The organism is Streptomyces sp. NPDC055243 (assembly GCF_044544025.1).
Classification (GTDB): Bacteria; Actinomycetota; Actinomycetes; order Streptomycetales; family Streptomycetaceae; genus Streptomyces.
In genome coordinates, this window is the sequence record NZ_JBITWR010000009.1 from 353,458 (window position 1) to 370,511 (window position 17,054).

Sequence of the window (17,054 nt, forward strand, 5' to 3'; positions counted from 1 at the left end):
CGAGCCCTGTCCATCCGCCGAACGGGGCCCACGGGGAATGGTGTCAGATCAACAGCAGAGCATGGGCTGCTGCCCCGACGCTCGTCCCCCGAAACCCGGACCCCGGCAAGCGGCCGCCCAGCGTACGGACGACCGGCCGCCCAATACTTCGGACGGCCGACCCCAACCCTACCGGCCCAAGTATGCGGAGGTCAGTGCTCCGGTGACTCCTGAGCTGCCGAGGTGACGAGTTCGGTCAGTACGCCGTGGCAGTCCTTGGGGTGCAGGAAGGTGATACGGGACCCCATGGAGCCGATGCGGGGCTCCTGATACAGGACGCGTACGCCCTTGTCCTTGATGGCCGCGGCGTCCCCGTCCACGTCCGCGGTGCCGAAGGCGATGTGGTGCACGCCCTCGCCGTTCTTGGCCAGCCACTTGCCCACGGCGGAGTCGTCGCGAGTGGGTTCGAGGAGCTGCAGGTAGGAGGCGCCGCCGTCGCTCGTCTCATTGATCTTGAGCATGGCCTCGCGCACCCCCTGCTCTTCATTGACTTCGGTGTGGAACACCGTGAAGCCGTACGTCTCCCGGTAGAACTCGACGGTCTTGTCGAGGTCGAAACAGGCGATCCCGATGTGATCGATTCGCGTCAGCATGTTTTAAGTGCAGCCCTTCCGGCGCTGATTACGCAACGTGCGCGCGATCACACCGAACGCCCGATGACGCGCGGCGTACCGCTCAGTACATTCAAGTAAACCCTCATTAACTCCTCCTCCCAAGGGGCCGTGGCACATGTCTGGAACGACCGGTACCACCTCAGTGATCGTCGCGGGCGCACGAACGCCCATGGGCCGCCTGCTCGGCTCCCTGAAGTCCTTCTCCGGCGCAGACCTGGGCGGTTTCGCGATCAAGGCCGCGCTCGACCGCGCCGGGATCGGCGGCGACCAGGTGCAGTACGTGATCATGGGGCAGGTCCTCACGGCCGGGGCAGGGCAGATCCCGGCACGTCAGGCCGCCGTCAAGGCGGGCATCCCCATGAACGTCCCCGCGCTCACCGTCAACAAGGTGTGCCTCTCCGGGCTCGACGCGATCGCGCTCGCCGACCAGCTGATCCGCGCCGGCGAGTTCGACGTCGTCGTCGCCGGCGGCCAGGAGTCGATGACGAACGCGCCGCACCTCCTCCCGAAGTCGCGCGCGGGCTTCAAGTACGGCGCCATCGAGATGCTCGACTCCATGGCGTACGACGGCCTGACCGACTCCTTCGAGAACATCGCCATGGGCGAGTCCACGGAGAAGCACAACACTCGCCTGGGCATCGCGCGCCCCGAGCAGGACGAGATCGCCGCACGCTCCCACCAGCGCGCCGCCGCCGCCCAGAAGAACGGCATCTTCGAGGCCGAGATCACCCCGGTCGAGATCCCGCAGCGCAAGGGCGACCCGGTCCTGTTCTCCAAGGACGAGGGCATCCGCGCCGAGACGACCGCCGAGTCGCTCGGCAAGCTGCGCCCCGCCTTCACCAAGGACGGCACGATCACGGCGGGCACGTCCTCGCAGATCTCCGACGGCGCCGCGGCGGTCGTGGTCATGTCCAAGGCCAAGGCCGAGGAGCTCGGCCTGGACTGGATCGCGGAGATCGGGGCGCACGGCAACGTGGCGGGACCGGACAACTCGCTCCAGTCGCAGCCCTCGAACGCGATCCAGCACGCCCTGAAGAAGGAGGGCCTGGACGTCGCGGACCTCGACCTGATCGAGATCAACGAGGCCTTCGCCGCGGTCGCGGTGCAGTCAATGAAGGACCTCGGGGTGTCCTCGGAAAAGGTGAACGTCAACGGCGGTGCCATTGCCCTGGGTCACCCGATCGGGATGTCCGGCGCACGCGTCGTGCTGCACCTCGCCCTTGAGCTGAAGCGGCGCGGCGGCGGCGTGGGCGCGGCCGCCCTGTGCGGTGGCGGCGGGCAGGGTGACGCGCTGATCGTGAAGGTGGCGAAGGCCTGAGGGCCTGCCGCTCATCGCGCGTACGCCTTCTCTACGTCTAGGAACGGAGCTGTCTGACATGCAGGACGTCCCCTCCCTGGTGGCACAGGCCCGCGAGGGCAGGCCACGGGCCGTGGCCCGGCTGATCTCACTGGTCGAGGGGGCGTCACCGCAGCTCCGCGAGGTCATGGCGGCGCTCGCTCCGCTGGCGGGCCATGCGTACGTGGTGGGCCTCACGGGGTCGCCCGGTGTCGGCAAGTCGACTTCGACGTCGGCGCTCGTCTCCGCGTACCGCAGGGCGGGCAAGCGGGTGGGCGTCCTGGCCGTCGACCCTTCCTCGCCGTTCTCCGGGGGAGCGCTGCTCGGCGACCGGGTCCGGATGTCGGAGCACGCGTCCGACCCCGGGGTCTACATCCGCTCCATGGCGACGCGGGGCCACCTCGGCGGCCTCGCGTGGTCGGCTCCGCAGGCGATCCGGGTGCTGGACGCCGCAGGCTGCGACGTGATCCTCGTCGAGACGGTCGGCGTGGGCCAGTCCGAGGTGGAGATCGCCTCGCAGGCGGACACCTCGGTGGTGCTCCTCGCCCCCGGGATGGGGGACGGGATCCAGGCGGCGAAGGCCGGAATCCTGGAGATCGGCGACGTGTACGTCGTCAACAAGGCGGACCGGGACGGCGCGGACGCCACCGCGCGCGAGCTCAACCACATGCTGGGGCTCGGGGAGGCCCGGTCCGCGGGGGACTGGCGCCCGCCCATCGTGAAGACGGTGGCCGCACGGGGCGAGGGGATCGACGAGGTCGTCGAGGCCCTGGAGAAGCACCGGGCGTGGATGGAAGAGCGGGGGGTCCTGGCGGACCGCAGGGCGGCGAGGGCGGCGCGGGAGGTCGAGACGATCGCGGTCACGGCCTTGCGGGAGCGGATCGCGGACCTGCACGGGGACGCGTGGCTGTCCGCGCTGGCGGAGCGGATCGTCGCGGGGGAGCTGGACCCGTACTCGGCGGCGGACGAACTGATCGAGAGCTTGACCTCTGGCTGAGGGCGGGGCCGGCGGCGGTTACCCTGCGGGTGAGCGGATCGGCAGCTCTTGGTGGGCCCGAAGCCGGACGAGCCGCCGCTGCGCGGCGAGGCTTTCCCGCCCGCCCACCCGTATCCGCGTGGCGAGGCTTTCCCGCCCACCCACCCGTATCCGCGTGGCGAGGCTTTCCCGCCCACCCACCCGTATCCGCGTGGCGAGGCTCTCCCGCCCACCCACCCGTATCCGCGTGGCGAGGCTCTCCCGCCCGCCCACCCGTATCCCCGCGGCAAGACTTTCCCGCCCACCCACCGATTGCCCCGCGGGGTAATTGGGTGGGCGGGCGGGAGAAATCCGCCGCGAAGCGGCGGCTCAGGCCGTAGCCGCGACATGAGCCCGGCCCGCAGGGACATCCCTGCGGGTAGCCGCGACATGAGCCGGGCCCGCAGGGACATCCCTGCGGGCCCGGCTCCCCGGGGGGACGGGGTCAATTAGTCGTCGGAGTCGTCCGAGTCGTTGTCGTCAGAGTCGTTGTCGTCGGAGTCGTCGTGGCTGTCCGACTTGTCGGCGCTGACCTTGCCGGACTGAAGGTCGACCTTCCAGTCGGACTCCGCACCCTTCGCACCGGAGGTCTCCGCCTCCCAGGCGCCGGCCGTGCCGTCGTCGTCCAGGTCCACGGACGTGACCGTGCCCTTGTCGGCGGCGGCCTTCGCCGCGTCCTCCGCCGTGACGGACGCGCCCTTCAGGGCAGCGGCCACGCGGCTCGCGTCGCCGTCCTCGTCCTGCTCGGTGTGCGAGCCCAGGATCTTGCCCGTGCCGGGGTCGACCTGCACGCTGTGCCACGTGCTGCCCTTGCCGAGCACGTCGACGTCCCAGACCAGACCGCCGTTGTCCTCGTCGTCCAGCTCGGCGGAGACGGCCGTACCGGACTGGCTCGCGAGGGCCGCCTTGATCGCGTCGGCCGCGGTCAGCTTGGCGGCCTTCGCCTCGGCGGTGTTCTCCGCGGCGTCGTCGCGGTCGTCGTTCCGGTCGTCGTCCCGGTCGTCCCGGTCGTCGTCCCGGTCGTTGTCCTTGAGCTGGACGCTCGACTTCTTGGCGGCCGACGACTCGTCGTCGCCGGTGGCGGCGAGCGCCGTCGCCGTGCCGCCCCCGGCCAGGGCGATGGCTGCGACAGTGGCGATGACGATGTTGCGCTTCATAAGGGGTTCCTCCCGAGACGGTGGCTGTGCGGCCCGGGGGCCGCTGCCGTTCGCTTTCGACAAGAACCAATCTGGCTGAGCGATGCTGAAGCCAGCCTGAAGCCGCCTGAAGAACTCTTCAGGTTCGCTCTGCGACCCTGAACGCATGCGCCTGTTGATCGTGGAGGACGAAAAGCGGCTCGCCCTGTCGCTCGCCAAGGGCCTGACGGCCGAGGGCTACGCCGTGGACGTCGTGCACGACGGCACCGACGGACTGCACCGGGCGAGCGAGGGATCGTACGACCTGGTCATCCTCGACATCATGCTGCCCGGCATGAACGGCTACCGCGTCTGCTCGACCCTGCGCGCCGCGGGACACGACGTACCGATCCTGATGCTCACGGCCAAGGACGGCGAGTACGACGAGGCCGAAGGGCTCGACACGGGCGCCGACGACTACCTGACGAAGCCCTTCTCGTACGTCGTGCTCGTTGCCCGTGTGAAGGCGCTGCTGCGCCGCCGCGGCAACGCGGGGCCGTCCCCCGTCCACACCCTCGGCGACCTCAAGGTCGACACCGCCGCGCGCCGCGTCTTCCGCGGCGACGACGAAGTGACGCTCACCGCCAAGGAGTTCGCGGTGCTGGAGCAGCTCGTCCTGCGGGCGGGCGAGGTGGTCTCCAAGGGCGACATCCTGGAGCACGTCTGGGACTTCGCCTACGAGGGGGACCCCAACATCGTCGAGGTGTACATCAGCGCACTGCGGCGCAAGCTCGGGGCGCCCCTGATCAAGACGGTGCGCGGCGCCGGATACCGCCTGGAGACACCCCGATGAACCCGATGAACCCGATGAACCCGAAGAACCCGAAGAACCCGATGAAGATGAGGCGCTTCTTCAGTTCCGTACGGGCCCGGGCCACGCTCGGCGCCTCCCTCGTCGTGGCCGTCGCGCTGTTCGCCGCGGGTGCCGCCGTGCTGCTCTCGCTGCGCGCCAATCTGACCGACCAGGCGGGCGGTCAGGCCGAGTCCGCCGCCCGAGGGGTGGCGTCCACGCTCGCGTCGAACGTGGCGTACGCCGACCTGGACCTGGACGACGAGGACCATCCGGTCCAGGTCGTCGACGGCAGCGGCCGGCTCGTCGCCGCAAGCGAGGACCTGGAGCGCATCAGCGGCACGGGAGTCGACGCCGTCAAGCCGGGCCCCGCGTCCACCACGCCCCCCAAGGGCGACGACGACGATGACGACGACGAGAGCGAGAGCGGCGCGCTCGAACCCGGAGAGATCTCCGAGGACGCGGCGCGCGTCACCACCGGCTCCGCCACGATCGACGGCGAGACGGCCGACTACCGCTTCGCCGCCGTCGAGGTGAACGTCGAGAACAAGGGCGATCTCACCGTCTACGCGGGGGCGTCCCTCGCCGCGCAACAGAGCGCGGTGTCCACCGCGTTGACGTCCATGCTCATCGGTTTCCCGCTGCTCCTGGCCGTCATCGCCGGTGTGACCTGGCTGGTGACGCGCCGCGCCCTGCGCCCGGTGGACGCGATCCGCTCCGAGATGGCGGCGATCACCGCGTCCGAGGATCTCGCGCGCCGCGTGCCCGAGCCGGACACGCACGACGAGATCGCCCGCCTGGCCACGACGACGAACGAGACGCTCGCCGCCCTGCAGAGCTCGGTGGAACGCCAGCGCCGCTTCGTTGCCGACGCCTCGCACGAGCTGCGCAGCCCCATCGCCTCCTTGCGCACCCAGCTCGAAGTGGGCGCGGCCCACCCGGAGTTGCTGGACGTGGAAGGTGCGGTCGAGGACACCGTGCGACTTCAGGAGCTGGCCGCCGATCTGCTCCTGCTCGCCCGCCTCGACGCGGGCGAGAAGCCGGGCGGCGGGCACGTGGACCTGGCGGCCCTGGCCCGCGAGGAGCTCTCGCAGCGCACCAGGGACCGCGCCGACGTCCGCATGGATCTGAAGAACGTCGAAGTCACCGGCTCCCGGAGCCAGTTGGCGCGCGTACTCGGCAACCTCGTGAACAACGCGCAGCGCCACGCCCGCTCGCACGTCACGGTCGCCACCCGCGCCGAGGGCGCGTGGGCGGTCCTGGAGGTCTCCGACGACGGGGACGGCGTACCGGAGGGCGAGCGCGATCGGATCTTCGAGCGCTTCGTCCGCCTCGACGACGCCCGCACCCGGGACGACGGCGGGGCAGGTCTGGGCCTCGCCATCGCGCGCGACGTCGCCGCGCGCCACGGCGGGACCCTCACGGTCGGCGAGGCCCCCGGTGGGGGAGCGCTCTTCGAGCTCAGGATCCCTGCCGCTTCCCGGTGAGGGTCAGGGCTTGCCCCGCTGGGCGCGGAGGTGTTCCGCGATCGGGGTCAGGGCCTTGTGGAGTTCGCCGAGCGCCTCGGGTGAGATCAGGTCGACGAAGTGCCGGCGGACCGAGGCCACGTGGTGCGGGGCGACCCGCTGCATGGTCTCCATGCCCTCGTCCGTGAGCACGGTGTAGAGCCCGCGCCGGTCGGACTCGCAGTTCTCCCGGCGGACCAGGCCCGCGTTCTCCATACGGGTGATCTGATGGGACAGGCGGCTCTTGGACTGCAGTGTGGCGGCCGCGAGATCGCTCATACGCATCCGCTTCTCTTCCGATTCGGAGAGATGCACGAGGATGTCGTAGTCGTTCATGGTCAGGTTGAACGGCTGGAGGTCTTTCTCGAGCTGATATGTCAGCATCCTGTTGACCTCCACGTGGGTGCGCCAGGCGCACTGTTCCTCGTTGGTCAGCCACTGCGGGGCCGTATCGGTCTCCATGGAATCGATTCTACCTAAGAAGTTGAAAGGTGAACGAATGTCGGTGTGTGACACGCGCCTCTCACCCCCCAGGTGACAGAGGGGCACAGGCGTTCGCCGTCACACTCCGCAGACTACCGCTCACAGGCCGAAGCGACGCTGGAGGTCCCCCAGTTGTCCGGGAAGGCGCGGTTGTCCTGGCTGCTGGCCGTGCTGACCCGGTGCGCCCTGGCCGCCCGGCACGCCCGCCTGCTGCGGCACCGCACCCGTCGCGTGCTCGGTCATGAGCGCCTCCGAGGACTGCAGAAGCACGGTGCCCGCCCCCACGAACTCGAACTGGTGCTCCTCCCCTGAGGTTCCCCCGATCCCGGTCAGTGCCCGTACGCCCCCGATGACTCCGGTCAGATATCCGTGGTCGTAGTGATGGCAGGGCGAGGGGCAGTCGGCCCAGCCCACCAGGGCCTGTGGATCCACCCGGATCGGCGGCTCCATGAACACCACCGGGCCGTTCGACGCGGCCACGAACTTTCCGGTTCCGATCAGGGTCAGAAAGCCCGGAACAATGGATTGCTTCAGCGCGAGAGTTGGCTGAAAAGCGAGGAGGTTGCCCGAGCGAATGGTGAGGTTGCCGTCTTCGAGGTCGTACGAATTCACGTCGAAGGCCCGGTCGGCGAGGAGCATTTTGCCCTGGCCGTCGGCCACCACCCAGTCGCTCGCGTGCAGCGGCGAATGGAAACTCGTGCGCACCAGGCGGTCCAGGCGGCCGTGCCCGATGCCGTTGAACTCGATCGACCCGTAATAGGCGATCATTTTCCCCTTCTGCAGGAACCACTGGCTTCCCCTGAGCTCCACGCAGAAGGTGTACGCGTTCACGCTGTCGTCGCTCGGCAGCGTCATCGGGTCGAGGACCGCGGGCGCTCCCACGGGCATTGAGGGGTTCACAGCTTCTCCTCCGACGCCTGGACGTACACCGCACCGCTTCCGGACAGCTCCAGCTGGAATGCCTCGCCCGAGCCCCGCCCCACCATGTCGCGCCAGCCGAGCGCCGTGGAGAGCTTGTTGCGCACGTCGCCGTGGTGCGCCACATACGCCTGCGGGTCGACATGGACCGGGCGCTGCGGGGTGATCGGCACCTCGATGACGCCGCCGTGCGCCATGACGGCGACCGCGCCCTGGCCCTTGAGGGTGGTGGTGAACAGACCCTGTCCTGTGACCTGTCCGCGCACCATGCCCATGACGCCGCCCTGCGAGCCCATGAACATCGTGCCCTGCTGGAGCGTCCCGTCGAAGGCGAGCAGGCGGTCCGCCTCCACGTAGAGGGTGTCTCCGGTGAGGCTGATCACCTGGATGTGGTGGCCGCCGTGCCCGAAGAGGACGGTGCCGCTGCCCTCGACGGTCATCAGGGGTGTCGCCTCGTTGGCGACCCGGCGCCCGATCATGGAGGCCAGGCCGCCCTGCCCGCCCTGGACGTTCGGAGTGAACGCGACGTCTCCCTTGTACGCCAGCATGGCGCCGCGCTGGCTGAACAGGCGCTGGCCCGGAAGGACCGTCGCCTCGACCATCTTCGAGTTGATCTCTCGGAAGGGCATGTCAGACGTCCCCCGCGATCGTGTTCCGCTCGCTGGGCTGGACGTACACGAGTCCCTCGCCCTCGAAGCGGATCTGGAAGGCCTCGCCGCCGCCCTCGCCCAGCAGCGTACGGAAGGTGACGCCCGACTGGAGGTTCTGCCGGAGGTCTCCTTGGTGGGCGACATACGCGCCCGGGTCCACCGTCAGGGGATACTGCCGGCTCACGCGGAGCACCACCGCGGGGCCGTCGGACATGATCGCCGCCTGGCCCGAGCCCTCGACGGTCGTGGTGAACAGGCCGTTGCCCTGCGAGGCGCCGCGCACGCCCGTGAAGTGGGTGCCGGTGCGCAGGCCCGCGTCCGTGCACAGGAGATTGCCGGACTCGACGAAGAGCGTCTCGCCGCGCAGCTCCACGAGGTTGATCTCCGTGGCGCGGTCGGCGAACCAGCAGGTGCCGTGCCCCTTCACCTCCATCACCGTCATCTGCTCGCCGGTGAGGCGGCGGGTCACCATCCCCCGGATGCCCTCGCCGCCGCCGGTCATCTTTTTGAAGGCCATCTGGCCGTCGTACGCGACCATCGAGCCGTTCTTCGCCTTGACGGCGTCGCCGGACATGTCCACGGCGAGCACCCTGCTGCCTTGCAGTCGGAACGTTGTCACGTATCGACGGTAGCCGTCGGATATGCGGTCGGAACAGGGCAACGGCCCCTGAGCGAACCCCGAGAACACCCCGATGTCACAATGGGGGTCGCTTGTGCGCGCATTCACAAGATCAATGCCGTCGAGCGGCCCCGCCCCTCGCTCCCGCCTCACACCGAAGGTGATCCGTGGACATCAAGACCGCTTCCGCACTCCGCCGCCTCCGTCTGGTCTCGGCCCCCGAGGCCGTCTCCTTCCTGCTCCTGATCATCTGCTCGGTGCTCAAGCGGACCACGGAATTCAATGCCGTGCCGGTGATGGGCATGGTCCACGGCGTGCTCTTCATCCTGTACGTGCTCTTCTGGCTCGACGCCTGGAACCGCACGAAGTGGAACGTGAAAACGGCCGCCCTCTACTTCGTCCTCTCCGTCCTGCCTGCCGGTGGTTTCTTCGCCGAGCGGAAGCTGAAGCGTGAGGCCGAGGCCGCCGTTATCGCGTCGCGCGCCCGCCGCGAAGGTGTCGTGAGCGCATGATCGTCGCCTTCTCCGTGACCCCGCTGGGCGTCGGCGAGGACGTCGGTGAGTACGTCGCCGACGCGGTCCGCGTCGTCCGTGAATCCGGCCTGCCCAACCGGACCGACGCGATGTTCACGTCCGTCGAGGGCGAGTGGGACGAGGTGATGGACGTCGTCAAGCGCGCCGTCGCCGCGGTCGAGGCGCGGGCGCCGCGTGTCTCCGTCGTCATGAAGGCGGACATCCGCCCCGGGGTGACGGACGGGATGACGTCGAAGGTCGAGACGGTGGAGCGGCACCTCTCCGAGTAGTCGCCAGTAGCAGCCGCCCCCGCACTGCGAAGAGCCCCCGCCGGTATCCGGTGGGGGCTTCTTGTCGCTCGCGGACTTGAGCGACCGCTCAAAAATACCTACGATCTCCTTAAGCAGTCGCTCAAAACTGCACTGACCTGGGGGTATGCCGTGAGCTTGTATGTCGAAGCACGCATAGACGCCGACATCGACGAGCTCTGGGCGCGCACGCAGGAGCCGTCCCAGCACCAGCGCTGGGACCTCCGCTTCACCGCGATCGACTACCTCCCGCAGGTGCCGGGGGAGCCGCGGCACTTCCGGTACGGCACGCGCGTACTGCCCTTCCTCACCATCGCGGGCACCGGGATCTCCGCCGGCGAGAAGCGCCGCGCGGACGGCACCAGGACGTCGGCACTGCGCTTCTCCTCGCCGCACCCGCTGTCGCTCCTCCAGGAGGGCTCGGGCTACTGGCGTTACGTCCCCGCCCCGGACGGCGGCATCCGCTTCCTCACCGGCTACGACTACCGGCCGCGCTGGGGCCGCTTCGGCGCGCTCGCCGACCGGGTTCTGTTCCGCCCCCTGATGGGGTGGGCCACGGCCTGGTCCTTCGACCGGCTGCGGCTCTGGCTGGAGCGCGGGATCACTCCCGAGCGGCAGCTGCTGCACGCGCTGGCCGAAGTGGCGGTGCGCGTCGGGTGCGTGGTCACGGCCGTCGTCGCCGCGCCGATGGTGGCGCTCGCGGCGCTGGCGCTCGCCTTCGTCCTGCCGCCCCTGCCGACGACACCGGCGGCGCGCCGCTGCCTGCGGACCCCACCGGCACGCACGCGTGCGCCGCGCGTTCTGGCGACCCTCCAGGAGCGGTGATGCAGGCGTCGATCTTCCGTACGGTGATGGGCCCCGACTTCGACCGCCTGCACCCCCAGCTGCGCCGCCGCTTCTCCGTGGGGCTGGCCAGCGGCGAGGCGTGCACCGGCAGGGGCGTCATGGACCGCATCTGGCACGGCGCGGGATTCGTGAAGCCGTTCCTGGCGGCGGGCGGCACCCGCAACATCCTCGTCCCGCGCGGGGGACGCCACGTCCCTTTCACCATCGAGAACGTCCCGTACACCGACACGTTCGGCCGTGAGACGGTGAGCTTCGTGCGCACCTTCGATCTGCCCGGCCGCTCGCGCCGCTTCGACGCCCAGATGGTCCTCGGCCCCCAGGGCGACCGCATCCTCGATTACCTCGGCACTCACCAACACCTGGCGAGCGACCTCCACCTCCGGGCCGAGCCGGACGGCTCCCTGCTGATCCGCTCCGGGGAGCACCGCTTCCGGGAAGGGCCGGTGGATGTCCGCGTGCCCGAACTGATCGGGGGCGACGCCGAGGTGCGGGAGTCCTACGACGACTCCACGGGGCGCTTCCGTATCCAGGTCCGGGTGGCGAACCGGTACTTCGGGCCGCTGTTCGGGTACGAGGGCTCCTTCGCGGTGGAGTACGCGGACGTCCGGAGCTGCGGTGTGCGGCCTGGGCTGCGGCCCCTGCGCGAGGAGGCGAGGGCGTGAGCGCCGACACGAAGGAGAAGCTCCTCGAAGGGGCGCTGCGTACGCTGACGGAGCAGGGCATCGCGAAGACGTCCGCGCGCACGATCGCGGCTGCCGCCGGGGTCAACCAGGCGCTGGTCTTCTACCACTTCGGGTCGGTCGACGAGCTTCTCGCGGCGGCCTGCCGCCATGGCTCGGAGCAGCGGGTGTCCCGCTACCGGGAGCGGCTCGACGCGGTGTCCTCGCTGGCCGAACTCCTGGAATTCGGGCGGGAGATGCACGAGGAGGAGCGGGCCGCGGGGCATGTCGCGGTCCTCGGCCAGCTGCTCGCCGGGGCGCAGACGCAGCCTCGGCTCGCCCCCGCCACGGCGGCGGGTCTCGCCCTGTGGATCGAGGAGATCGAGAAGGTCCTGATCCGGGTCTTCTCGGCGACGCCGCTGGGGGAGTTCGCGGATCCCGCGGGGCTTGCGCGGGCGGTGGCGGCGTCCTTCGTGGGGATCGAGCTGTACGAGGGGGTTGATGCGGAGGGGGCGGGCAGGGCGCTGGACGCTCTGGAGCAACTGTCCATTCTGGTGGCGGCGGTTGAGGAGCTGGGACCGCTTGCGCAGCGGGCCATGCGTCATCGCCTACGGCGGGTTGTGCGCCCCTAGCCCTTGCCCCCGGGTGGGCCCGCCCCCGGCAGTTGCGCTGCCGAAAGGACCTCTCCCACCCACCCGCCCGAACCCCGCAGCCTCGCCCGCGACGAACAGGCCTTTCCCGCCCACCCACCCGATTACCCCGCGGCGACAAGGGATGAGTGGGTGGGTGGGCGGGTGATCTGAGTGACGGGTGGGTGGGGAATGTGCGGGCCGGGGTGGGTTTGGAGCGCACAGGTCGGGGGTGGGTGGGGAACGTGCGTTGCCGGGGTGGGTTCGGGGCGCACAGGTCGAGGGTGGATGGGAACGTGCAAGTCGGGGGTGGGCGAAGAGCGTAGGGGCAGGGGTGGGTAGGGAGATTGGCCCTGAGCATCCGCAGTCGGGAGCGCTCGGGAGGGGACGTGCCGGTATGTCCGCCCGGAGCACGGTTCGCGGCGCTCCGGTGCCGAAGTACCCATGGGGCCACCGGACGATAGCGAGGACGGACATACCGGCGCGGCACCGCACCCACACACGGAGTCGCCCCGCAGCCCCGCACGACGGCCCGCAGGCAGACGAGCCCCGTCGCGCGCCAGCCGTCCCTCAGGCGGTCCAGCCCCGCCGTACGCCAACCGTCCCTAAGCCGGTCGAGCCCCGCAGCCCCGCACCACGTCCCTCAGCCGGTCCAGCCCCGTCGCACGCCAGCCGTCCCTCAGCCGGTCCGCCCCCGCAGCCCCGCACGACGGCCCGCAGGCAGACGAGCCCCGTCGCGCGCCAGCTGTCCCTCAGGCGGTCGAGCCCCGCAGCCCCGCACCACGTCCCTCAGCCGGTCCAGCCCCGCCGCACGCCAACCGTCCCTAAGCCGGTCGAGCCCCGCAGCCCCGCACCACGTCCCTCAGCCGGTCCACCCCCGTCGCGCGCCAGCCGTGCCTCAGGGCTCGCCAGCCATCCCTCAGCCGCTCCAGCCCCGCCGCGCGCCAGCCGCCCCCCCCAGACGGTCCAGCCCCCACGCCGCCCCCAGCCCCCAGCAGTCGCGTCTCCGTACCGCAACCCCAGTCAAACCGTTCACCCTAAAACCGCTCGCACGGACGCATCCGGTTCGACACGCCGGGGAAACTCCCCTTTTGTGTGGGTATCGGCTTGTTCGCACCTGAACCTGCCAGAGCCAGATCACCCAAGACCTGGAGGGCACCGTGCGGCCGGAGGGCTACGACTACGACACCCACAGCACACTCGCCGGTCCGCTCACAGAGCCGGAGCTAGGCGACGGCGGCGGCAGCGATCGCTATCGGGTGCAGTACAACAAGCTTCTCTCCCGCGAGCCCCACCGAATACGGGCCGTCATCCTCATGACGCTCGCGCCCGTCCTCACCGGACTCCTCCTCGTCTATCTCGTCTGGCCCACCCACTGGACGGAACGCGAGGGCGCCGACCGCTGGCTCATCGGCCTCGACATCACGATGCTCGTGGCGATCGGGCTCATCGAGCTCTTCATGCTCATCAACGTCATCTCGATCGCCCACGCGACGATGGTGGCGAGGGACCCGATACCGGTCACCCCCGAACCCGGCACCCGCGTCGCCTTCCTCACGACGTACGTCCCGGGCAAGGAACCCCTCAGCATGGTCCGCGCCACCCTCGAGGGCGCGAAGGGCATACACCACACCGGGCCCCTCGACGTCTGGCTCCTGGACGAGGGCGACGACGAGGACGCCAAAGCCCTCTGCGTCGAGCTCGACGTACGCCACTTCACCCGCAACGGCGTCCCCGAGTGGAACCGCAAGAAGGGCGTCCACAAGGCCCGCACCAAGCACGGCAACTACAACGCCTGGCTCGCCATGCACGGCGGCGACTACGACTTCTTCGCCTCCGTGGACACCGACCACGTCCCCCTGCCCAACTTCCTGGAGCGGATGATGGGGTACTTCAGGGACGAGGACGTCGCGTTCGTCGTCGGGCCGCAGGTCTACGGGAACTACGACTCGCCCGTCACCAAGGCCGCCGAGTCCCAGCAGTTCCTCTTCCACGCCCTGATCCAGCGCGCGGGCAACTGCTACCGCGCCCCCATGTTCGTCGGCACCAACAACGTCGTACGCATCCAGGCGCTCCGCCAGATCGGCGGCCTGTACGACTCCATCACCGAGGACATGGCGACCGGCTTCGAGCTGCACCGTCACAAGAACCCCGTCACCAGGAAGCACTGGCGGTCCGTCTACACCCCGGACGTGCTCGCCGTCGGCGAGGGCCCCGCCTCCTGGACGGACTTCTTCACCCAGCAGATGCGCTGGTCGCGCGGGACCTACGAGACGCTGTTCAAGCAGTACTGGAAGGCGCCGTTCACGATGCCGCCCGGCCGTCTCTTCTCGTACACGATGATGCTCGTCTACTACCCCATGACGGCCGTCAACTGGCTGCTCGGCGTGCTGAGCTGCGTGCTGTTCCTCTGGTTCGGCGCGTCCGGAACCCAGGTCGCCGCGTCCGTCTGGCTGATGCTCTACAGCGACGCGGCCGCGCTCCAGGTCGGTCTGTATCTCTGGAACCGCCGCCACAACGTCTCCCCGCACGAACCGGAAGGCTCCGGAGGCCTCGCGGGAATGGCGATGTCCGCGCTCTCCGCGCCCATCTACGCCAAGTCGCTCGGCGCCGCCGTCCTGCGCCGCCCGAGCCGCTTCGTGGTCACCCCCAAGGGCGGCGACGCCAGCCCGGACCGGGTGCTCACCTTCCGGATCCATCTCTTCTGGGCGGCGGTCCTCGCCAGCTCGCTGGTCGCCTCGTTCGTGCTCGGCCACACCCATGTGGCGATGCGCACCTGGGCCGTACTGGCGATGGTCATCTCGCTCGCCCCGATAGCGATCTGGAGCTTCTCGCTGGTCAAGGAGCGCAGGAAGAGCACGGCGCGCGGCGAGGCCCGGCAGCGGGCGCGGCAGCGCGGCAGGGAAGACGCGGAAGGCCTCGGCGCCGCGGGCGCGGACGGCGAGCCGGAGCCGGCGTTCGCCACCGGTACGACGACAGGAGGGAACTGACCCATGGCCTACCGGCCCTCGCAGCGGACGAAGAAGACACTCCTCGGAGTGGGGGCGGGCGCGCTGCTCGTCGGACTCAACGCACCGGCGGCGCTCTCCTTCGCCGAGGAGAGGTACTACGCGTACAAGATCGCGCAGCCCGGCTACAAGGCGAAGTACGGCTCCTGGAAACAGATCGGCATCCCCGAGGAGTTCCGCACCAACGCCATCCACGCAGCCCTCCTGCACACCGGCAAGGTCCTGATCGTCGCGGGCTCGGGGAACGAACAGAAGAAGTTCGACAAGGGGTCGTTCGACACGATCCTCTGGGACCCGAAGACGGACACCTTCAAGAAGGTCAGGACCCCGGAGGACTTCTTCTGCTCGGGCCACGCCCAACTCCCCGACGGCCGCCTCCTGGTGGCGGGCGGCACGGCGCGCTACGAACTCCTGGACGGCGAGGTCAACCGGGCCGGCGGCGGCATGCGCGTCAAGAACGAGAACCCCGACAAGGCCATCGTCCTGAAGAAGGGCACCCGGTTCCGCTCGCCGTCGGGCATCGAGTACGTGAGCAAGTTCGACGTCAACGTCCCCAAGGCCAAGCGGGACTACAAGATCACGTATTCCAAGTCCGGTGTGATGCAGCCGTGGAAGACCACGGTCAAGGCGAGCGAGTCACGTGTCTTCGTGGAAGCCGTGGGGGACGGCGACGAGTTCGTCACGGAGAAGTCCGCGCAGTACGAGATCGAGGGCCTCACCGGCAAGGCGGCGGACAACGCGTACGGGATCGCCGAGAAGATCACCATGGGCAAGCAGGACTTCCAGGGGATCAAGGCGGCGTACGAGTTCGACCCCAAGGCCGAGAAGTACGTCCCCGTGGAGCCGATGGAGAAGGCCCGCTGGTACCCCACGCTCGTCGGTCTCGACGACGGCAAGGTGCTCGCGGTCTCCGGCCTCGACGACGTGGGCATGATCGACCCGGGCGACAACGAGATCTACGACCCGAAGACCAAGAAGTGGACCGACGGTCCCAAGCGCTACTTCCCGACCTACCCCGCGCTCTTCCTCACCAAGGGCGGCAAGCTCTTCTACCCGGCCTCGAACGCGGGCTACGGGCCCGCCGACAAGGGCCGTGACCCCGGTCTGTGGGACCTGAAGACCAACAAGTTCGAGAAGATCCCCGGCCTCGTCGACCTCGACCAGACCGAGACGTCCGCCTCCCTCCTGCTGCCCCCGGCGCAGGACCAGAAGGTGATGATCCTGGGCGGCGGAGGCGTCGGCGAGTCCGACAAGGCGACCCGGCGCACGGCCGTCGTGGACCTCAAGGAGAAGAGCCCCGCCTTCAAGACGGGCCCCGAACTCCCGCAGGGCACGCGCTACTTGAACAGCGTGATCCTGCCGGACGACTCGGTGTTCACGTCCAACGGCTCCAAGGACTACCGGGGCCGCGGCGGCAGCAACATCCTCAAGGCGCAGTTCTACGACCCCAAGACGAACAGCTTCCGCTCGGCGGCGTCACCCAAGGTGGGCCGCAACTACCACTCCGAGGCGCTGCTCCTGCCCGACGGCCGGGTCGTCACGTTCGGCTCCGACCCGCTCTACGACAACGATCAGAACACCAAGCTCGGCCACTTCGAGCAGCGCATGGAGGTCTTCACGCCCCCCACGCTGCACAAGGCGGGCAACAACCGCCCGGTCCTGGGCGAGGGTCCGCAGGAGCTGGCGGCGGACGGCCGCGCGACGTTCCGGACCAAGACCCCGCAGAAGATCGCATCGGCCCGTCTGATGCGTCCCAGCGCGGTGACGCACACGACGGACGTCGAGCAGCGGTCCATCGCGCTCGAACTCACCAAGGGCAAGGGCGAGGTGACGGTGGACGTGCCCAAGGGCGACACCGCGCTGGTGCCGCCGGGCTGGTACATGCTGTTCGTTACGGACCAGGACGGCACGTCGTCCGAGGCGAAGTGGATTCACGTGAAGTAGCGGT

17 protein-coding genes are annotated in these 17,054 nt (G+C 69.5%); 11 read left to right on the forward strand and 6 right to left on the reverse strand.

The window, feature by feature from the left end:
• Window positions 1-191: 191 nt before the first annotated feature.
• Window positions 192-632: a methylmalonyl-CoA epimerase gene (gene mce, locus ACIGXX_RS26875; RefSeq protein ID WP_249587713.1), complete on the reverse strand. Its 441-nt coding sequence runs from the start codon at window positions 630-632 to the stop codon at window positions 192-194.
• Window positions 633-768: 136 nt separating this feature from the next.
• On the opposite strand from mce, the gene ACIGXX_RS26880 reads away from it, so the two are divergent.
• Window positions 769-1,971, forward strand: a complete 1,203-nt coding sequence (locus ACIGXX_RS26880; protein WP_351163942.1) for an acetyl-CoA C-acetyltransferase — start codon at window positions 769-771, stop codon at window positions 1,969-1,971.
• Window positions 1,972-2,029: 58 nt separating this feature from the next.
• Window positions 2,030-2,986, forward strand: a complete 957-nt coding sequence (gene meaB / locus ACIGXX_RS26885; protein ID WP_399979388.1) for a methylmalonyl Co-A mutase-associated GTPase MeaB — start codon at window positions 2,030-2,032, stop codon at window positions 2,984-2,986.
• Between the two features lie 467 nt (window positions 2,987-3,453).
• Here meaB and ACIGXX_RS26890 read toward each other — a convergent pair whose 3' ends face one another.
• The gene (locus ACIGXX_RS26890) at window positions 3,454-4,161 is read right to left on the reverse strand and encodes a PepSY domain-containing protein (RefSeq protein ID WP_399979391.1); all 708 of its coding nucleotides are present in this window, start codon (window positions 4,159-4,161) and stop codon (window positions 3,454-3,456) included.
• A 145-nt stretch (window positions 4,162-4,306) separates the two neighbouring features.
• On the opposite strand from ACIGXX_RS26890, the gene ACIGXX_RS26895 reads away from it, so the two are divergent.
• Both ACIGXX_RS26895 and ACIGXX_RS26900 read left to right on the forward strand, forming a co-directional pair.
• Window positions 4,307-4,972 (forward strand): response regulator transcription factor, encoded by a 666-nt coding sequence (locus tag ACIGXX_RS26895; RefSeq protein WP_351163948.1) that lies wholly within the window; start codon window positions 4,307-4,309, stop codon window positions 4,970-4,972.
• A gap of 47 nt (window positions 4,973-5,019) precedes the next feature.
• Window positions 5,020-6,456 (forward strand): HAMP domain-containing sensor histidine kinase, encoded by a 1,437-nt coding sequence (locus ACIGXX_RS26900; RefSeq protein WP_366465146.1) that lies wholly within the window; start codon window positions 5,020-5,022, stop codon window positions 6,454-6,456.
• Between the two features lie 3 nt (window positions 6,457-6,459).
• Here the strand turns inward: ACIGXX_RS26900 and ACIGXX_RS26905 are convergent, their stop codons facing one another.
• The 4 genes from ACIGXX_RS26905 to ACIGXX_RS26920 form a co-directional block, all read right to left on the reverse strand.
• Complete coding sequence (locus ACIGXX_RS26905; RefSeq protein ID WP_351163950.1) at window positions 6,460-6,936, reverse strand: MarR family transcriptional regulator; 477 nt, start codon at window positions 6,934-6,936, stop codon at window positions 6,460-6,462.
• A gap of 120 nt (window positions 6,937-7,056) precedes the next feature.
• Entirely contained in the window at window positions 7,057-7,845 is a 789-nt protein-coding gene (locus ACIGXX_RS26910) for an AIM24 family protein (protein WP_399979504.1), read from the reverse strand.
• A gap of 8 nt (window positions 7,846-7,853) precedes the next feature.
• Window positions 7,854-8,504, reverse strand: coding sequence for an AIM24 family protein (locus ACIGXX_RS26915; protein ID WP_351163952.1), 651 nt, complete (start codon window positions 8,502-8,504; stop codon window positions 7,854-7,856).
• Window position 8,505: 1 nt separating this feature from the next.
• Window positions 8,506-9,144 (reverse strand): AIM24 family protein, encoded by a 639-nt coding sequence (locus ACIGXX_RS26920; protein ID WP_351163953.1) that lies wholly within the window; start codon window positions 9,142-9,144, stop codon window positions 8,506-8,508.
• Window positions 9,145-9,311: 167 nt separating this feature from the next.
• Between ACIGXX_RS26920 and ACIGXX_RS26925 the strand changes: the two genes are divergently transcribed.
• The 7 genes from ACIGXX_RS26925 to ACIGXX_RS26955 all read left to right on the forward strand — a co-directional run bounded on the left by ACIGXX_RS26925 (window position 9,312) and on the right by ACIGXX_RS26955 (window position 17,050).
• Window positions 9,312-9,656 (forward strand): DUF3817 domain-containing protein, encoded by a 345-nt coding sequence (locus tag ACIGXX_RS26925; RefSeq protein WP_351163955.1) that lies wholly within the window; start codon window positions 9,312-9,314, stop codon window positions 9,654-9,656.
• The gene (locus ACIGXX_RS26930) at window positions 9,653-9,946 is read left to right on the forward strand and encodes an MTH1187 family thiamine-binding protein (RefSeq protein WP_249587703.1); all 294 of its coding nucleotides are present in this window, start codon (window positions 9,653-9,655) and stop codon (window positions 9,944-9,946) included. Before ACIGXX_RS26925 ends, ACIGXX_RS26930 begins: the two co-directional genes overlap by 4 nt.
• A gap of 150 nt (window positions 9,947-10,096) precedes the next feature.
• A complete protein-coding gene (locus ACIGXX_RS26935; RefSeq protein WP_399979399.1) occupies window positions 10,097-10,789 on the forward strand; it encodes a hypothetical protein in 693 nt (230 codons plus the stop codon).
• Window positions 10,789-11,472, forward strand: a complete 684-nt coding sequence (locus ACIGXX_RS26940) for a DUF4166 domain-containing protein (protein ID WP_399979402.1) — start codon at window positions 10,789-10,791, stop codon at window positions 11,470-11,472. The genes ACIGXX_RS26935 and ACIGXX_RS26940 overlap by 1 nt, the downstream gene beginning before the upstream one ends.
• Window positions 11,469-12,101, forward strand: a complete 633-nt coding sequence (locus ACIGXX_RS26945) for a TetR/AcrR family transcriptional regulator (RefSeq protein ID WP_399979405.1) — start codon at window positions 11,469-11,471, stop codon at window positions 12,099-12,101. Before ACIGXX_RS26940 ends, ACIGXX_RS26945 begins: the two co-directional genes overlap by 4 nt.
• Window positions 12,102-13,258: 1,157 nt before the next feature.
• The gene (locus tag ACIGXX_RS26950; protein WP_399979408.1) at window positions 13,259-15,088 is read left to right on the forward strand and encodes a glycosyltransferase family 2 protein; all 1,830 of its coding nucleotides are present in this window, start codon (window positions 13,259-13,261) and stop codon (window positions 15,086-15,088) included.
• Window positions 15,089-15,091: 3 nt separating this feature from the next.
• Complete coding sequence (locus ACIGXX_RS26955; RefSeq protein WP_399979411.1) at window positions 15,092-17,050, forward strand: galactose oxidase-like domain-containing protein; 1,959 nt, start codon at window positions 15,092-15,094, stop codon at window positions 17,048-17,050.
• The last annotated feature ends 4 nt before the right edge of the window (window positions 17,051-17,054 follow it).

Excerpts from the sequence above, each read along its gene's own strand:
- mce (WP_249587713.1), bottom strand. The coding sequence starts at position 632 with ATGCTGACGCGAATCGATCACATCGGGATCGCCTGTTTCGACCTCGAC.
- ACIGXX_RS26880 (WP_351163942.1), top strand. The coding sequence starts at position 769 with ATGTCTGGAACGACCGGTACCACCTCAGTGATCGTCGCGGGCGCACGA.
- meaB (WP_399979388.1), top strand. The coding sequence starts at position 2,030 with ATGCAGGACGTCCCCTCCCTGGTGGCACAGGCCCGCGAGGGCAGGCCA.
- ACIGXX_RS26890 (WP_399979391.1), bottom strand. The coding sequence starts at position 4,161 with ATGAAGCGCAACATCGTCATCGCCACTGTCGCAGCCATCGCCCTGGCC.
- ACIGXX_RS26895 (WP_351163948.1), top strand. The coding sequence starts at position 4,307 with ATGCGCCTGTTGATCGTGGAGGACGAAAAGCGGCTCGCCCTGTCGCTC.
- ACIGXX_RS26900 (WP_366465146.1), top strand. The coding sequence starts at position 5,020 with ATGAGGCGCTTCTTCAGTTCCGTACGGGCCCGGGCCACGCTCGGCGCC.
- ACIGXX_RS26905 (WP_351163950.1), bottom strand. The coding sequence starts at position 6,936 with ATGGAGACCGATACGGCCCCGCAGTGGCTGACCAACGAGGAACAGTGC.
- ACIGXX_RS26910 (WP_399979504.1), bottom strand. The coding sequence starts at position 7,845 with ATGCCCGTGGGAGCGCCCGCGGTCCTCGACCCGATGACGCTGCCGAGC.
- ACIGXX_RS26915 (WP_351163952.1), bottom strand. The coding sequence starts at position 8,504 with ATGCCCTTCCGAGAGATCAACTCGAAGATGGTCGAGGCGACGGTCCTT.
- ACIGXX_RS26930 (WP_249587703.1), top strand. The coding sequence starts at position 9,653 with ATGATCGTCGCCTTCTCCGTGACCCCGCTGGGCGTCGGCGAGGACGTC.
- ACIGXX_RS26940 (WP_399979402.1), top strand. The coding sequence starts at position 10,789 with ATGCAGGCGTCGATCTTCCGTACGGTGATGGGCCCCGACTTCGACCGC.
- ACIGXX_RS26955 (WP_399979411.1), top strand. The coding sequence starts at position 15,092 with ATGGCCTACCGGCCCTCGCAGCGGACGAAGAAGACACTCCTCGGAGTG.